This is a genomic window from Rhodococcus sp. 320_ES (assembly GCF_059691855.1).
Genome location: NZ_JCAWAG010000005.1, coordinates 363,562 through 377,373, shown reverse-complemented (window position 1 = coordinate 377,373; position 13,812 = coordinate 363,562). Strand labels below are relative to the sequence as shown.

11 protein-coding genes are annotated in these 13,812 nt (G+C 67.4%); 8 read left to right on the top strand and 3 right to left on the bottom strand.

The genetic code is table 11. From position 1 onward, the window contains the following. The first annotated feature begins 3 nt into the window (after positions 1-3). The 5 genes from uraD to AC59JP_RS19440 are packed head-to-tail and all read left to right on the top strand — an operon-like array spanning position 4 to position 5,307. Positions 4-510, top strand: a complete 507-nt coding sequence (gene uraD, locus AC59JP_RS19460; RefSeq protein ID WP_497327662.1) for a 2-oxo-4-hydroxy-4-carboxy-5-ureidoimidazoline decarboxylase — start codon at positions 4-6, stop codon at positions 508-510. Continuing rightward, positions 507-830: a hydroxyisourate hydrolase gene (gene uraH / locus AC59JP_RS19455; RefSeq protein WP_497327449.1), complete on the top strand. Its 324-nt coding sequence runs from the start codon at positions 507-509 to the stop codon at positions 828-830. Before uraD ends, uraH begins: the two co-directional genes overlap by 4 nt. Positions 831-835: 5 nt before the next feature. After that, a complete protein-coding gene (gene pucL / locus AC59JP_RS19450) occupies positions 836-1,756 on the top strand; it encodes a factor-independent urate hydroxylase (RefSeq protein ID WP_497327448.1) in 921 nt (306 codons plus the stop codon). A gap of 48 nt (positions 1,757-1,804) precedes the next feature. After that, positions 1,805-2,620, top strand: coding sequence for an FAD binding domain-containing protein (locus AC59JP_RS19445; RefSeq protein WP_497327447.1), 816 nt, complete (start codon positions 1,805-1,807; stop codon positions 2,618-2,620). Further along, complete coding sequence (locus AC59JP_RS19440) at positions 2,617-5,307, top strand: molybdopterin-dependent oxidoreductase (protein ID WP_497327446.1); 2,691 nt, start codon at positions 2,617-2,619, stop codon at positions 5,305-5,307. Before AC59JP_RS19445 ends, AC59JP_RS19440 begins: the two co-directional genes overlap by 4 nt. On the opposite strand, the gene AC59JP_RS19435 is transcribed toward AC59JP_RS19440, so the two are convergent. The 3 genes from AC59JP_RS19435 to AC59JP_RS19425 are packed head-to-tail and all read right to left on the bottom strand — an operon-like array spanning position 5,295 to position 7,647. Next, complete coding sequence (locus AC59JP_RS19435; RefSeq protein WP_497327445.1) at positions 5,295-5,732, bottom strand: Lrp/AsnC family transcriptional regulator; 438 nt, start codon at positions 5,730-5,732, stop codon at positions 5,295-5,297. The two genes, AC59JP_RS19440 and AC59JP_RS19435, sit on opposite strands and share 13 nt — an antisense overlap. Positions 5,733-5,755: 23 nt before the next feature. Further along, positions 5,756-6,466, bottom strand: coding sequence for a CPBP family intramembrane glutamic endopeptidase (locus tag AC59JP_RS19430; RefSeq protein WP_497327444.1), 711 nt, complete (start codon positions 6,464-6,466; stop codon positions 5,756-5,758). Beyond that, positions 6,463-7,647, bottom strand: a complete 1,185-nt coding sequence (locus AC59JP_RS19425; RefSeq protein ID WP_497327443.1) for an NAD-dependent epimerase/dehydratase family protein — start codon at positions 7,645-7,647, stop codon at positions 6,463-6,465. Before AC59JP_RS19425 ends, AC59JP_RS19430 begins: the two co-directional genes overlap by 4 nt. Before the next feature lie 110 nt (positions 7,648-7,757). On the opposite strand from AC59JP_RS19425, the gene AC59JP_RS19420 reads away from it, so the two are divergent. The 3 genes from AC59JP_RS19420 to AC59JP_RS19410 all read left to right on the top strand — a co-directional run bounded on the left by AC59JP_RS19420 (position 7,758) and on the right by AC59JP_RS19410 (position 13,739). Continuing rightward, complete coding sequence (locus tag AC59JP_RS19420; RefSeq protein WP_497327442.1) at positions 7,758-8,366, top strand: ribulose 1,5-bisphosphate carboxylase large subunit; 609 nt, start codon at positions 7,758-7,760, stop codon at positions 8,364-8,366. Between the two features lie 78 nt (positions 8,367-8,444). Further along, positions 8,445-12,962: an ATP-dependent helicase gene (locus AC59JP_RS19415; protein WP_497327661.1), complete on the top strand. Its 4,518-nt coding sequence runs from the start codon at positions 8,445-8,447 to the stop codon at positions 12,960-12,962. A gap of 3 nt (positions 12,963-12,965) precedes the next feature. Beyond that, positions 12,966-13,739 (top strand): DNA-formamidopyrimidine glycosylase family protein, encoded by a 774-nt coding sequence (locus AC59JP_RS19410; protein ID WP_497327441.1) that lies wholly within the window; start codon positions 12,966-12,968, stop codon positions 13,737-13,739. The last annotated feature ends 73 nt before the right edge of the window (positions 13,740-13,812 follow it).

Below are 13,812 nucleotides of genomic sequence, written 5' to 3'. Positions count from 1 at the left end.
GCACTGCACGAATGGATCGGATTGAAGGGGTTCAACGAACTGTCCGATCGCGCCGCGATGCACGCGTTGTTCGAATGTTGCTCGTCGCTCATCTGGGCGCGACGGGTAGCTATGCGCCGGCCCTTCGACTCCCGTGAAGCACTGTTCGAGCGCGCGGATCGCGTGCTCGCGGAGATTCCCGAGGCCGAACTCGATCACGCCCTGGACGGGCACCCGAGAATCGGCGGGAGGGTGAACAATTCGTCGTCACAACGCGAGCAGGCCGCGGTCGCCTCGGCGGATCGAGAGGTGCTCGATGCACTGGCGACAGGCAATCGGGCCTACGAGGAAAAATTCGGCCACGTCTATCTCGTCTGCGCCACCGGCAAGTCCGCCGCCGAGTTGCTGAGTATCCTCGAGGACAGAATGGACAACGACGCCGACACCGAACGGCGAGTGATGCGCGCTGAGCTTGCGAAGATCAACCGAATCCGGTTGGACCGAATGCTCGGAGAGGACAAGACCGAGTGAGTGTCAGCACACACGTTCTGGACGCCGCGAAAGGCATTCCCGCTGCCGGTGTTCCGATAACCCTGACCGATTCGGAGGGACTCGTGCTCACCTCGTCGGCCACCGACTCCGACGGTCGCGCAGAGCATCTGCTCCCCGCGGACTCCGACCCCGGCGTCTATCGCATCACTTTCGACACCGGCAACTACTTTCGGTCGACCGGCACCGTCGGTTTCTACCCCGAGGTGACCGTCGCCTTCACCGTGACCGACCCATCGAGCCACCACCACGTGCCGTTGCTCTTGTCCCCCTTCGCATTCTCGACCTACAGAGGAAGTTGATCACCGTGACCGACCTGACCGGCAACATCGTCCTCGGCGCCAATCAGTACGGAAAAGCGGAGAACCGCGTCGTACGCATCTATCGCGACTCGCCGCGACACGAGATCCACGACATCAATGTCTCCTCCGCCCTGCGCGGCGATTTCTCGGCGGCCCACCTCGTGGGAGACCAATCCGAGGTGCTCCCCACCGACACCCAGAAGCAGACTGCCTACGCGTACGCCAAGGAGAAGGGGCTGCGGAACCTCGAAAGCTACGGACTCGACCTCGGGCGTCACTTCGTCGACGACACCGCTCCGGTGCAGGGAGCCCGCATCGAGCTCGAAGAATATGCGTGGGAACGCGTCGTCGTGGGAGGCAAGGAGCACGATCACACGTGGGTCCGCAAGGGCCAGGAGACGCGAGTGGCCTCGGTGACCGTGGAAGGCAAGGGTGACGACCGGAAGACCTGGGTCACAGCCGGTTTCAAGGATCTGGTCATCCTCAAGTCCACCGGGAGCGAGTTCGCCGGGTTCCTCGAGGATTCCTACACCGTTCTCGAACCCACCCACGACCGGGTCATGGCCACCTCGCTCGAGGCCCGGTGGCGCTACACCACCACCGACGTCGACTGGGACGCAACGTACGCCGGCGCGAAGGCGGCCATGGTCGGGCGATTCGCCGAGGTGCAGTCACTTGCGCTGCAGCAGACGCTGTTCGAGATGGGCAAGGCGGTCCTGGAAGAGTTTCCGTTCGTGGCGGAGGTTCGCATGTCGGCGCCCAACAAGCACCACTTCGTCTACGACCTCTCGCGGTTCGGTCTCGACAATCCCAACGAGGTGTTCAACGCCGACGATCGACCGTACGGACTCATTCAGGCCACGGTCGAGCGAGAGGACGCCCCCGACGCCGGCCCCGCCTGGCGTACCTACAGTGTGGTGGGCTGAACCGTTCGTGTGACGCCGACCAACGCGCCCGAGACAGGTGAATGATCGATGGATCTGGGAACCGTCGGCGACGTCGTAAGGGCGCGCACACGCGACGACCTCCGATCGGTGGGCGGCGACACCGCCGTGATCGCGGGTGGCACCTGGATGATGTCGGAGCGGCAGAACCACCTGCACCACCTCGTCGACATCACCGAAATGGGATGGGCAGCAACAACCGTCCGGGACGACGGACTCGAGATCGCCGCCACCTGCACGCTGACCCAGCTTCTCGGCGCCGACCTGCCCGAGCGGTATTCGTCGGTGTCGACTCTGGTGGCGCAGTGCTGCGACGCGGTTCTGCTGTCGTTCAAGGTGCAACGGTTCGCCACGGTGGGCGGGAACATCTGCCTGGCTCTGCCGGCGGGTGCGATGACATCGCTGTGCGCGGCACTGGACGGTCAGGCACTAGTCTGGGCCGCCGACGGACACGACTACACCGTGCCCGTCGCCGATCTGGTGACGGGAGCGGTGCAGACCTCCTTGAGCGAGGGTGACGTCCTGCGCAGCATCACCGTCGCCGAATCGGCCATGCGCTCTCGCACTGCGTTCCGCAGGGTCTCGCTCGCACCGCGTGGTCGGTCCGGCGCGGTGGTGATCGGACGGGTGGATCCGAACGGGGAATTCCTGCTCACCGTCACCGCGTCGACGGACCGTCCCTATCAGGTACGACGGGCAGGTGTCCCCGATCCCGACGACATCGTCGATATTCTGTATTCCGTTGTGCCGGAATCGAGTTGGTACGACGACGTACACGGCGCTCCCGACTGGCGCCGCGACGTCAGCGGCGCGGCAGCACGCGAGATCTGTGAGGAGCTGCGATGAAATTCGAGGTGAACGGCACCGGCGTCGACCACACCCCCGCGCCCGGTCAGTGCCTGCGAACCATGCTCCGCGACCTCGCGCATTTCGAGGTCAAGAAGGGGTGCGACGCGGGCGACTGCGGAGCGTGCTCGGTCCTGATCGACGGCGAGGCCGCCCACTCGTGCATCGTCCCCGCGTACCGGGCCGAGGGAAAGACCGTCACCACCGCCGCCGGTCTCGGATCACCGGGCGATCTGCACCCCGTTCAACGCCGGTTCGTCGAGGCCGGTGGATTCCAGTGCGGCTTCTGCACGGCCGGCATGGTGGTGACCGCATCGACGTTCACGGCCGAGCAGGCCGACGATCTCGACACCTCGTTCAAGGGAAACCTGTGCCGCTGCACCGGGTATCGAGCCATCGAGGACGCCGTGCACGGGGTCGTCAACGTCGAGCGCCCCTGCGGCGTGTCCACCGGCCGCGACGTTCCCGCCCCGGCGGGCGAGCGCATCGTGACCGGTCGCGAGCCCTACACGATGGACGTGACGCCGCCCGGTCTGCTGCACATCGCGGTTCTCGCCAGCCCGCACGCGCACGCCAGGATCACCGCGATCAACACCTCGGGCGCATTCGAGGTACCCGGAGTCGTGGAGGTTTTCACGCACGAGGATGCTCCCGACGTCGCGTTCTCCACCGCCCGTCACGAGGTGCGCTACGACGACCCCGACGACACCCTCGTCTTCGACACGGTCGTCCGGTTCGTGGGCCAGCGGGTGGCTGCCGTGGTCGCCGACACCGTGCTCGCCGCCGAGGAGGCTTGTCGCCGCATCGAGGTGACCTACGACGTTCTGCCCGCGGTCTTCGACCCTGTCGAGGCCATGGCCGTCGGCGCTCCCGTCATCCACGACGACGCCAGTGCGCGCGTCGGAATCGCCGACCCTGCACGCAATCTCGTCGCGGAGCTGCACGGCAGTTCCGGTGACGTCGACGCCGCGGTGGCGGCCGCCGCAGCGACGGTGACGGGCACCTGGCGGACGGCACGGGTGCAGCACGCGCACCTCGAAACACACGGGGCGCTCGCGTGGCACGACGAGGACGGCAGGCTGAACGTGCGCACGAGTTCGCAGGTGCCGTTCCTCGTGCGCGACGAGCTGTGCCACATCTTCTCCCTGCGCCCCGACGACGTGCGCGTGTTCACCGCCCGCGTCGGCGGAGGGTTCGGCGGCAAACAGGAACTGCTCACCGAGGACCTGGTGACCCTCGCTGCGCTGCGCACCCGCAGGCCGGTCTCGTACGAATTCAGTCGGTCGGATCAGTTCACGAAGGCGCCGTGCCGTCACCCCATGACCGTGGACGTCACCGTGGCCGCCGACGCCGACGGCACCTTGACCGCCCTGGCCGTCGACGTCGTCAGCGACGCAGGGGCCTACGGCAATCACAGTGCCGGTGTCATGTTCCACGGTTGCGGCGAATCGGTGGCCGTCTACCGATGCGCCAACAAGCGCGTGGACGCCAGAGCGGTGTACACCAACAACATTCCGTCGGGAGCGTTCCGCGGATACGGGCTCGGGCAGGTCATGTTCGGCATCGAGTCCGCCATGGACGAGCTGGCGCGGAAACTGAACATCGATCCCTACGAGTTCCGACGTCGCAACGTGGTGGTGCCGGGCGACCCGTTCGTCGACGCACACGTCGAGGACGGTGACTTGCTTTACGGCAGTTACGGTCTCGACCAGTGCATCGACCTCGTCGACGAGGCGATGACGAGCGACGGCGGCCTCGACGCACCCGAAGGGTGGTCGGTGGGCACCGGCATGGCCGTCGCCATGATCGCCACGATTCCACCTCGCGGACACCGCGCGGACGCGTCGATCGAACTGCGTTCCGATGGAACATATCTCGCTCGCGTCGGCACCGCGGAGTTCGGCAACGGGACCACCACGGTGCACACCCAGATCGCGGCGTCGGAACTCGGCACGTCCGTGGAGAACATCGTGGTCGCCCAATCCGACACGGACGCAACCACCTACGACACCGGGGCGTTCGGGTCGGCGGGAACGGTGGTCGCCGGCAAGGCGTTGTTGCTCGCCGCGACCACCCTGAAGTCCCGCCTGCTCACCCTGGCGTCCGAGATGACCGGCGAGTCCCACGGGACGCTCACCGCGACATCGGTTCGGTTCGGTTCGTCCGAGGTCGCACTGAGCGACGTTCTCGCGCACGCCGGCGGATCACTCATCGAGATCGGCCGCCACGACGGGTCACCTCGTTCGATCGCGTTCAACGTCCAAGGCTTTCGGGTGGCGGTCGACCCGGCGACAGGCAGAGTGAAAATTCTGCGCTCGGTGCAGAGCGCGGATGCGGGCACCGTCATGAACCCGGCACAGTGCCGAGGTCAGGTGGAAGGCGGTGTCGCGCAGGCGATCGGCACGGCGCTGTACGAGGACATCCGGACGGACGACACCGGCGCCGTCACCACGACCACCCTGCGCAACTACCACATTCCGCAGTTCTCGGACGTGCCGCGAACCGAGGTGCTCTTCGCCGACACGTACGACTCCATCGGTCCGCTGGGGGCCAAGTCGATGAGCGAATCCCCGTACAACCCCGTGGCGCCGGCGCTGGCGAACGCTATCCGGGACGCGACAGGGGTGCGCCTGCACAGCCTTCCGATGAGCGCGGACCGTCTCTGGCGGGCCCTTCAGGAGCCGTAGAAGGTCTGCAGGATGATCGTGCTGCGCGTGCGAACGTTCGCGGTGGAGCGAATCAGTTGCAGCAGTCGTTCGAGATCGCGCGGGCCGGTGACCCGAACGAGGAGCACGTAGCTCTCGTCGCCGGCCACGGAATGGCACGACTCGATTTCCGGGATGTCCTTCAGACGAGCAGGCGCGTCGTCCGGAGCCGCGGGGTCGAGCGGGGTGATGGCCACGAAGGCCGAAAGCATGTGCCCCAACGATTCCGGATCGACCCGCGCCGTGTAACCGAGTATCACGCCACGCGCTTCGAGCCGGCGAACTCTGGACTGAACCGCCGAGACGGACAGGCCGGCCTTCTCGGCGAGCGCGGCGAGCGTTGCCCGACCGTCCTCCACCAGCTCGGACACCAGTAGGCGATCCGTCGGATCGAGAATGTCGGACATTGCCGCAACGCTAGCGGATCAGGTCAGGTGAACATCGGCGGCAGGACCAGAACCATGATGGTCGACCACGAGAGGTGCGTGAGAATCGGCGCCAGAATACCGCCCGATGCTCGCCGTTCGAGCCCGAGCACGAAGCCCAGAAGAATGGCCGCGAACGCCAGCATCGGATTGCCGGTCGCGAGGGTGGCGATGGTGTAGACGACGGTCGAGATGACCACCGGACCCTTGCGCCCGATCGCCGCGAACAGCGCACCGCGGAAGAAGACCTCCTCGGCCAGCCCGTTGAGCAGCGCAATGAAGACGATCAGCGGAAGCGAACCCTGTGTGGCGTAAGCCAATACGCTCGCGATGAAGTCGCGCAGAGGAGGAATCTCTCGCACGACGAGACCACCGAGAACGAAGATCCCGCCGGCGGCCAGACCGATCGCGATCGGAGTGACGATCGGTCGTCGCAAGTGGCCCGCGAAATTGATGCTGCCCAGATGCAGCGGCCCGGACAGGAAACCGCCGACGATCCACACCAACGCGACTCCGATGGTGAGCGGATAGAACGCCGTGTCGCCCGGGTCGACGTTCAGGGAGATACCCAGCAGCGTCGCGCCGAGTATCAGAACGATCGTCACCACGATGCGCCGGCGGAGGAATGCACGATCGCTTTCGGTGTGGTCTCGCTCGACCTTGTCGACGAGTGCAGACCGGACAGTGCTTTCCAACCTGGTGCGCAGGGAGGTCATGTGTTGTCGTCTCCTCGGACGGGTCGTCGCACCACCGACCGTACTCGATCGGCCACTGCCTCGAGCACGTCCAGGTTCGTGCGGACCACGGGTGCCACCGGCCACCGGTACAGAAGCGACCCGGCGCCGAGTCCTTCGAGAACCTTCCACCCGTCGCGCGTCAGCACCTCACCGGCGCGTCGGCGGATACTCGCCTCGTCTCCACCGGTCCATTCGGCGTCGGAGTCGACGAGCCGAAGCGTGTCGGGAGTGGCGCCGATCGACTTCGGAACCGCGTGCTGGTTGGCGAGTGCGCGACGCATTGCTTCGGCGACGGGTGTCAGGCCACCCGGCGGATCCGGAATGAAGGACCGAATGCGATCGTCCGCGGCGGTCATCGAGTTCTGGAGCGACGCCACCAGATCCTCGGCCAGACCGGCCGGCACGGGAATGATGCGTCCGATCACCGCGGCGGCCAGCGACATGGGAACCAGAGGCACGGGCACGCCCAGACGTCGAAGGCCCGCTGCCCGAATGTAGGCGAAGACCAGTTCGCTGTAGGGCATGACGTCGGCGCCGGCGATGTCGTACGAGCCGGGCGGCAACGAGTCGTCCGCGGACTCGATCAGGTAGTGAATGACGTCGTCGACCGCAATGGGCTGCACGTCCTTGTCGAGCCACGTCGGCAGCGGGACCACCGGCAACCGGTCCGAGAGGTAGCGCAGCATCTCGAACGACGTCGATCCCGCACCGAGGACGATGGCCGCCTGGAGGCAGACCACCTCGATCCCGCCGACGTCGAGCGCCTGACCCACCTCGGCGCGACTCGCCAGGTGTTCCGAGAGCTGCTCTCCCTGCGGAACGAAGCCGCCCAGGTAGACGATGCGGCGCACTCCCGCATCCCGCGCCGCCTCGGCGAAGTACCGCGCCGAACGCATGTCGGTGTCGCGGTAGTTCGACTGGCCGATCGCGTGGACCAGGTAGTACGCCACGTCGACGTCGCCGATGCGATCGAAGGCGGCCGTACACGACCGCTTGCTGGTGACGTCCATCTTCGTCGTGGTGACGTCGGTGCTCCAGTCGAAGCGGGCCAGGCCCTCCGGACGGCGACTGACGGCCACCACGTCCTCCCCAGCCCGTCGCAGCGCGGCGACGAGGCGGGATCCGATGTATCCGGTTGCGCCGGTCACGAGTGCTGTCATGAACTCGACATTACGGTCGGCGGGTCGGCGACGCCGCGTGAGGATCGTCGCATTCGACCGATGCCGTCAATGCGTGTCGGCGAACCGCGAAGTGGGTACAGGATGGGGTCATGACGACCGTTGCGCGATCACCCGACCGCCCTGCGCCCGCGCCGCGGCGACTCACGCTCACCGTACCCACGGCAGGTGATCTGATCGCGGCCGTGCGCGGCACGGTGCTGTGGTCGCTCGACACAGTTGCCCTCGTGGCCTCGCTGCCCGCCCGTGTCGAGGGTCTGTTCGGACAGCTCGACGCCTTGCTCGCGAAGGTCGAAGCGATCACCGAGAGCGCGGCCGCGGTCATCGTCGACGTCGAACGCACCACCACCGACGCCTCGGTGGTGGTGTCCGGCGCGTCCGAGGCGTCCACCGTGGCTCAGCGTCTGATCGGCGAACTCGAACCGATCGCCGAACGGGGCTTGCCTCTCGGCCGAAAGTTCGTGGACAACTTCTCCGACGCCGAACTCGATGCCGCGATCAAGATGGTCGATCAACTGCCGGAGCTGATGACGCGGATGGAGGCGTTGATGCCGATCCTCGAGACCATGGATTCGGTGGCGCCGGAGTTGCACCAGCTTCTCGAGGTCACCACCGACGTGCGCCGCGCCGTGATCGGGATCCCCGGTTTCAAGTTCTTCCGCAACCGTGGTCAGGACAAGATCGACGACGATCAGCTCTAGGCTCCGGGGTGTGTCGGTGGGTCGAGGCACAATGAGGCGGTGACCGGAACCAGGAAGGGCGCGGACGCCGCAGGCGGGCTGGAGGTCGATCAGTCGGCCGTGCTGGCGCGGTTCTCCGAGTCCACGCGCACCTGGTTCGACGGAGCATTCCGCGCTCCCACTCCGGCTCAGCTCGGGGCGTGGGACGCCATCTCGAGCGGCGCGCACACCCTGGTCGTCGCTCCCACCGGATCGGGCAAGACGCTCTCGGCATTCCTGTGGGCTCTCGATCGGCTCGCCTCCCGCAGCGAGGACGAGCCGCGAGGCACCCGCGTCCTCTACATCTCACCGCTCAAGGCGTTGGCCGTCGACGTCGAACGCAACCTCCGCGCGCCCCTCGTCGGCATCACGCAGACCGCGAAGCTGCACGGTCTCGTACCACCGGAGATCTCGGTGGGTGTGCGATCGGGTGACACCACCCCGGCGGATCGGCGACTGCTGATCAAGACGCCACCCGACATCCTCATCACCACCCCCGAGTCGCTCTTTCTCATGCTCACCTCGGCGGCGCGCGAGACACTCGACTCCGTCGACACGGTCATCGTCGACGAGGTCCATGCCGTCGCGGGCACCAAACGCGGTGCGCATCTGGCCCTGTCGTTGGAGCGACTCGACGCCGCGCTGCCGCAGCCGGCGCAGCGCATCGGGCTGTCGGCGACGGTACGTCCGCACGAGGAAGTGGGTCGGTTCCTCACCGGTTCGGCGCCCATCCGCATCGTCGCGCCGCCGTCCACCAAGACGTTCGAACTGTCGGTGCGCGTACCCGTCGAGGACATGACCGAGCTCGGATCCTCGGCGCCGCAGGAAGGGTCGGCTTCGGCTGCGCCGCAACAGGGTTCCATCTGGCCGCACGTCGAGGAGCAGATCGTCGACATGGTGCTCGAACATCGGTCGTCGATCGTGTTCGCCAACTCGCGGCGCCTGTCGGAGAAACTCACCGCGCGCCTCAACGAGATCTACTCCGAACGCCTCGGCGAGGCAGTGGACACCGACCACGCGCCGCCCTCACAGGTCGGTGGCGCCTCCGACGTCACCCACGGTGCCGGAACCCTCCTGGCCCGCGCCCACCACGGCAGTGTGAGCAAGGATCAGCGGGCCGTCATCGAGGACGACCTGAAGTCCGGTCGACTGCGATGTGTGGTGGCCACCAGCAGCCTCGAACTCGGAATCGACATGGGCGCAGTCGATCTCGTCGTGCAGGTCGAGGCCCCGCCGTCGGTGGCCAGTGGCCTGCAGCGCGTCGGCCGTGCCGGCCACCAGGTGGGCGAGGTCTCGCGAGGCGTGCTCTTCCCCAAGCACCGGACCGATCTGGTTCACTGCGCCGTCACCGTGCAGCGTATGGCCGACGGACAGATCGAAGCGCTGAAGGTTCCCACCAATCCGCTCGACATCCTGGCTCAACACACCGTCGCCGCGTGCGCACTCGAGCCGATCGACGCCGACGAATGGTTCGACAGCGTCCGCCGGACGGGCAACTTCGCGTCGCTGCCGCGCTCGGCGTACGAGTCGACACTCGACCTTCTGTCGGGCCGCTATCCGTCCGACGAGTTCGCCGAGTTGCGCCCCCGTCTGGTGTGGGACCGCGAAACCGGTTCTCTCACCGGCAGACCGGGCGCGCAGCGACTGGCCGTGACCTCGGGCGGCGCCATCCCGGACCGCGGAATGTTCACCGTCTTCATGGTCGGTGAGCGTGCCACCCGAGTCGGCGAACTCGACGAGGAAATGGTGTACGAGTCCCGCGTCGGTGACGTGTTCGCCCTCGGCGCCACCAGCTGGCGGATCGAGGAGATCACGCACGATCGGGTTCTCGTCAGCCCGGCATTCGGTGTGCCGGGGCGCCTTCCGTTCTGGCACGGCGACGGCCCCGGCCGCCCCGCCGAGCTCGGTGAGGCACTCGGTGGGTTCCTTCGCGAGAGCGCGGACGAGGACGCACTGCGTGAGCGTCTGGTGGCCGGCGGCCTCGACGTCAACGCCGTCACCAACCTCGTGGCGCTGCTCGCCGAACAACGCGCCGCGACGGGCAACCTCCCCACCGACAAGACGCTGGTGGTCGAACGTTTCCGCGACGAGCTGGGCGACTGGCGCCTCGTTCTGCATTCGCCGTACGGCCAGAAGGTGCACGCGCCGTGGGCACTCGCGGTCGGCGCCCGGTTGATCGAGCGCTTCGGTATCGACTCCTCGCCCACCGCGTCCGACGACGGCATCATCGTGCGCTTGCCCGACACCGAGGACGCGCCACCCGGCGCCGAGTTGTTCGTGTTCGATCGGGACGAGATCGCGGACATCGTGACCGAGCAGGTCGGCGGCTCGGCCCTGTTCGCATCGCGCTTCCGCGAGTGCGCCGCGCGGGCCCTGCTGCTCCCCCGCCGCAATCCCGGCAAGCGTGCGCCGCTGTGGCAGCAACGCCAACGTGCGGCCCAATTGCTCGACGTGGCAAAGAAATACCCGTCGTTCCCCATCCTGCTCGAGACGGTGCGCGAGTGTCTGCAGGACGTGTACGACCTGCCCGCCCTCGAGGAGCTGTGCACCCGCATCGCTCGCCGCCAGATTCGGGTGATCGACGTCGAGACGGACTCCCCGTCACCGTTCGCGACGTCGCTGCTGTTCTCCTACGTCGGGCAGTTCATGTACGAGGGCGACTCGCCGTTGGCCGAGCGCCGCGCCGCAGCGCTGACGCTGGACGCATCCCTGTTGGCCGAACTCCTCGGCCGCGTCGAGCTGCGCGATCTGCTCGACGCCGACGTCGTCACCACCACCGAAGCGGAGTTGCAGCGACTCCCCGAGGACCGGCGCGCACGCGACCTCGAGGGCGTTGCCGACCTGCTCCGCATTCTCGGCCCTCTCACCACCGCCGAGGTGGTGGCACGAACCGTGGCCGACGGCGACGCGCCGGAATGGTTGCACCAGTTGGTGGACACGCGGCGGGCGATGGACGTCTCGTTCGCCGGTTCCCAGTGGTGGGTGGCCATCGAGGACGCGAGCCGGTTGCGCGACGGGCTCGGCGTTCCCCTACCCATCGGTGTCCCCGACGCGTTCATCGAACCGGTCGAGGACCCGATGGGAGATCTGGTCAGCCGGTTCGCCCGCACACACGGCCCGTTCACCACCACCGACGTCGCGTCGCGGTTCGGCATCGGCGCCGCGGTTGCGCGCGACACACTGCACCGCCTGGCAGCGCAAAAACGCGTGGTCGAAGGCGAGTTCCGTCCTGGCGCAACGGGATCCGAGTGGTGCGACGCCGAAGTTCTGCGCCGGTTGCGGCGTCGCTCGCTAGCCGCGGCGCGGCACGACGTCGAACCGGTGTCGACCGGAACACTCGGGCGATTCCTGCCGTCGTGGCAGCACGTCGGGGGCAAGTTGCACGGCATCGACGGGGTCGCCACCGTCGTCGAACAGCTTGCGGGCGTGCCGGTTCCGGCGTCAGCCTGGGAGTCGTTGATCCTTCCCTCGCGCGTGCGCGACTACTCCCCCGCCATGCTCGACGAGCTGACGGCCACCGGAGAGGTCATGTGGTCCGGGCACGGCGCCATTTCCTCCAAGGACGGGTGGGTGTGTCTGCACACCGCTGACGCGGCGCCGCTCACTCTCACCGAGCCGCCCGACACCGAGCTCACCGATGTCCAGGAACGGATACTGGGTGCGCTGTCGGGCGGGGGTGCGTACTTCTTCCGGCAGCTCTCCGATTCGGTGCAGAGCACCGACGACGACACCGTGGTGGCCGCGTTGTGGGACCTGGTGTGGACGGGGCGGCTGACCAACGACACGTTCGCCCCGCTGCGCGCGTTGCTGCACGGGTCCGCCAAGTCCGCGCCGAGCCACCGCCAGGTGCGCCGGACACCGCGCACGCGCTCCTACCGACGCTTCGAACGCCCGTCCCTGCCCACTCGTACCGGTCCGCCGTCCGCGGGCGGCCGGTGGGCACTGCTGCCGGAAGCGGAAACGGACCCGACAGTTCGCGCCAAGGCCACCGCCGACATCTTCTTGGAGCGGTACGGAGTCGTCACACGCGGGTCAGTCATGAGCGAAGGCGTTCCCGGTGGTTTCGGCGCCATGTACAAGGTGCTCTCCACCTTCGAGGACACTGGTCGTGCCCGGCGCGGATACTTCGTCGATTCCCTGGGCGGCGCACAGTTTTCCACCTCCGACGTGGTCGACCGGCTCCGCAACGAGAGCGAACGCAAGTCCGGCCCCATCGCTCTGGCTGCGACGGACCCGGCCAACCCGTTCGGTGCGGCGCTGGCGTGGCCCAAGGGACCCACCGACGCCGGGTCGGGCCACCGACCCGGGCGCAAGGCGGGTGCCATCGTGGTGCTGGTCGACGGGGAGCTCGTGCTGTACGTCGAGCGCGGCGGCAAATCGGTGCTGACGTTCACCGAAGATCGCGACGTGCTGCAGGCTGCGGCGGGTGCACTCGGCAAGCTCGTCACGCAGCGATCGGTCGACCGCATCCTTATCGAACGCACCGACGGGGCGGACATCCACGGCAGCGTGTTCGCGTCCATCCTCACCGAGGCGGGGTTCTCCGCGACCCCGCGCGGGCTGCGGATCCGGGCGTAGCGCGTGCCCGAAGGAGACACCGTCTGGCGGACGGCCAATTCATTGCGCGACGCCCTCGTCGGCCGCGAGCTCACGGTCTGCGATGTGCGCGTACCACGTTATGCCACAGTGGATTTGAGTGGTTCGGTTGTCGATTCGGTGGATTCGAGGGGCAAGCATCTGCTGATCCGAGCGGGCGGCAAGGTGGTTCACTCGCACCTGAAGATGGAGGGAGCGTGGCACGTCTACGTGCCCGGCACTCGGTGGCGCAGGCCGGCGTACCAAGCGCGCATCGTGCTCGCGAACTCCGAGCGCACAGCGGTGGGTTTCGAACTCGGTGTGGTCGAGATCCTGGACGACGACGACACCGCAGTCGGGTATCTCGGGCCCGATCTGCTCGGCCCCGACTGGGACGCATCCGTCGCGGCCGCTAACCTCGTAGCCGACCCGGATCGCCCGGTCGGGTTGGCGCTCCTCGATCAGCGCGTCATCGCCGGCCTCGGCAACGTCTATCGCAACGAGGTGTGCTTCCTGCGAGGGGTGCGCCCCACAACACCGGTCGGCCACGCCGGCGACATCGGCAAGCTGGTCGACGTCTCGTTCCGCACCATTCATGCGAACAAGCACCGCAACGGCCGCACCATGACCGGAGACCTGCGCCCCGGCCGGCAGTTCTGGGTGTACGGGCGCGAGAACAAGCCGTGCCGCCGGTGCGGAGCGGGCATCGTGTTCGGTCACCTCGGCGACAACCCGCTCGAGGAGCGTCAGATCTACTACTGCCCGCGCTGCCAGCACTGACGACGCACCGGCGTCGTTCGATGGCACGGCAAAGCTTCACAGCTTCCTCCCAGCCGCGCGTCATCCTCCGCTC

Bases quoted from the DNA above. Each gene is read 5' to 3' on its own strand.
- AC59JP_RS19445 (WP_497327447.1), top strand. From the start codon at position 1,805: ATGGATCTGGGAACCGTCGGCGACGTCGTAAGGGCGCGCACACGCGAC.
- AC59JP_RS19440 (WP_497327446.1), top strand. From the start codon at position 2,617: ATGAAATTCGAGGTGAACGGCACCGGCGTCGACCACACCCCCGCGCCC.
- AC59JP_RS19435 (WP_497327445.1), bottom strand. From the start codon at position 5,732: ATGTCCGACATTCTCGATCCGACGGATCGCCTACTGGTGTCCGAGCTG.
- AC59JP_RS19430 (WP_497327444.1), bottom strand. From the start codon at position 6,466: ATGACCTCCCTGCGCACCAGGTTGGAAAGCACTGTCCGGTCTGCACTC.
- AC59JP_RS19425 (WP_497327443.1), bottom strand. From the start codon at position 7,647: ATGACAGCACTCGTGACCGGCGCAACCGGATACATCGGATCCCGCCTC.
- AC59JP_RS19420 (WP_497327442.1), top strand. From the start codon at position 7,758: ATGACGACCGTTGCGCGATCACCCGACCGCCCTGCGCCCGCGCCGCGG.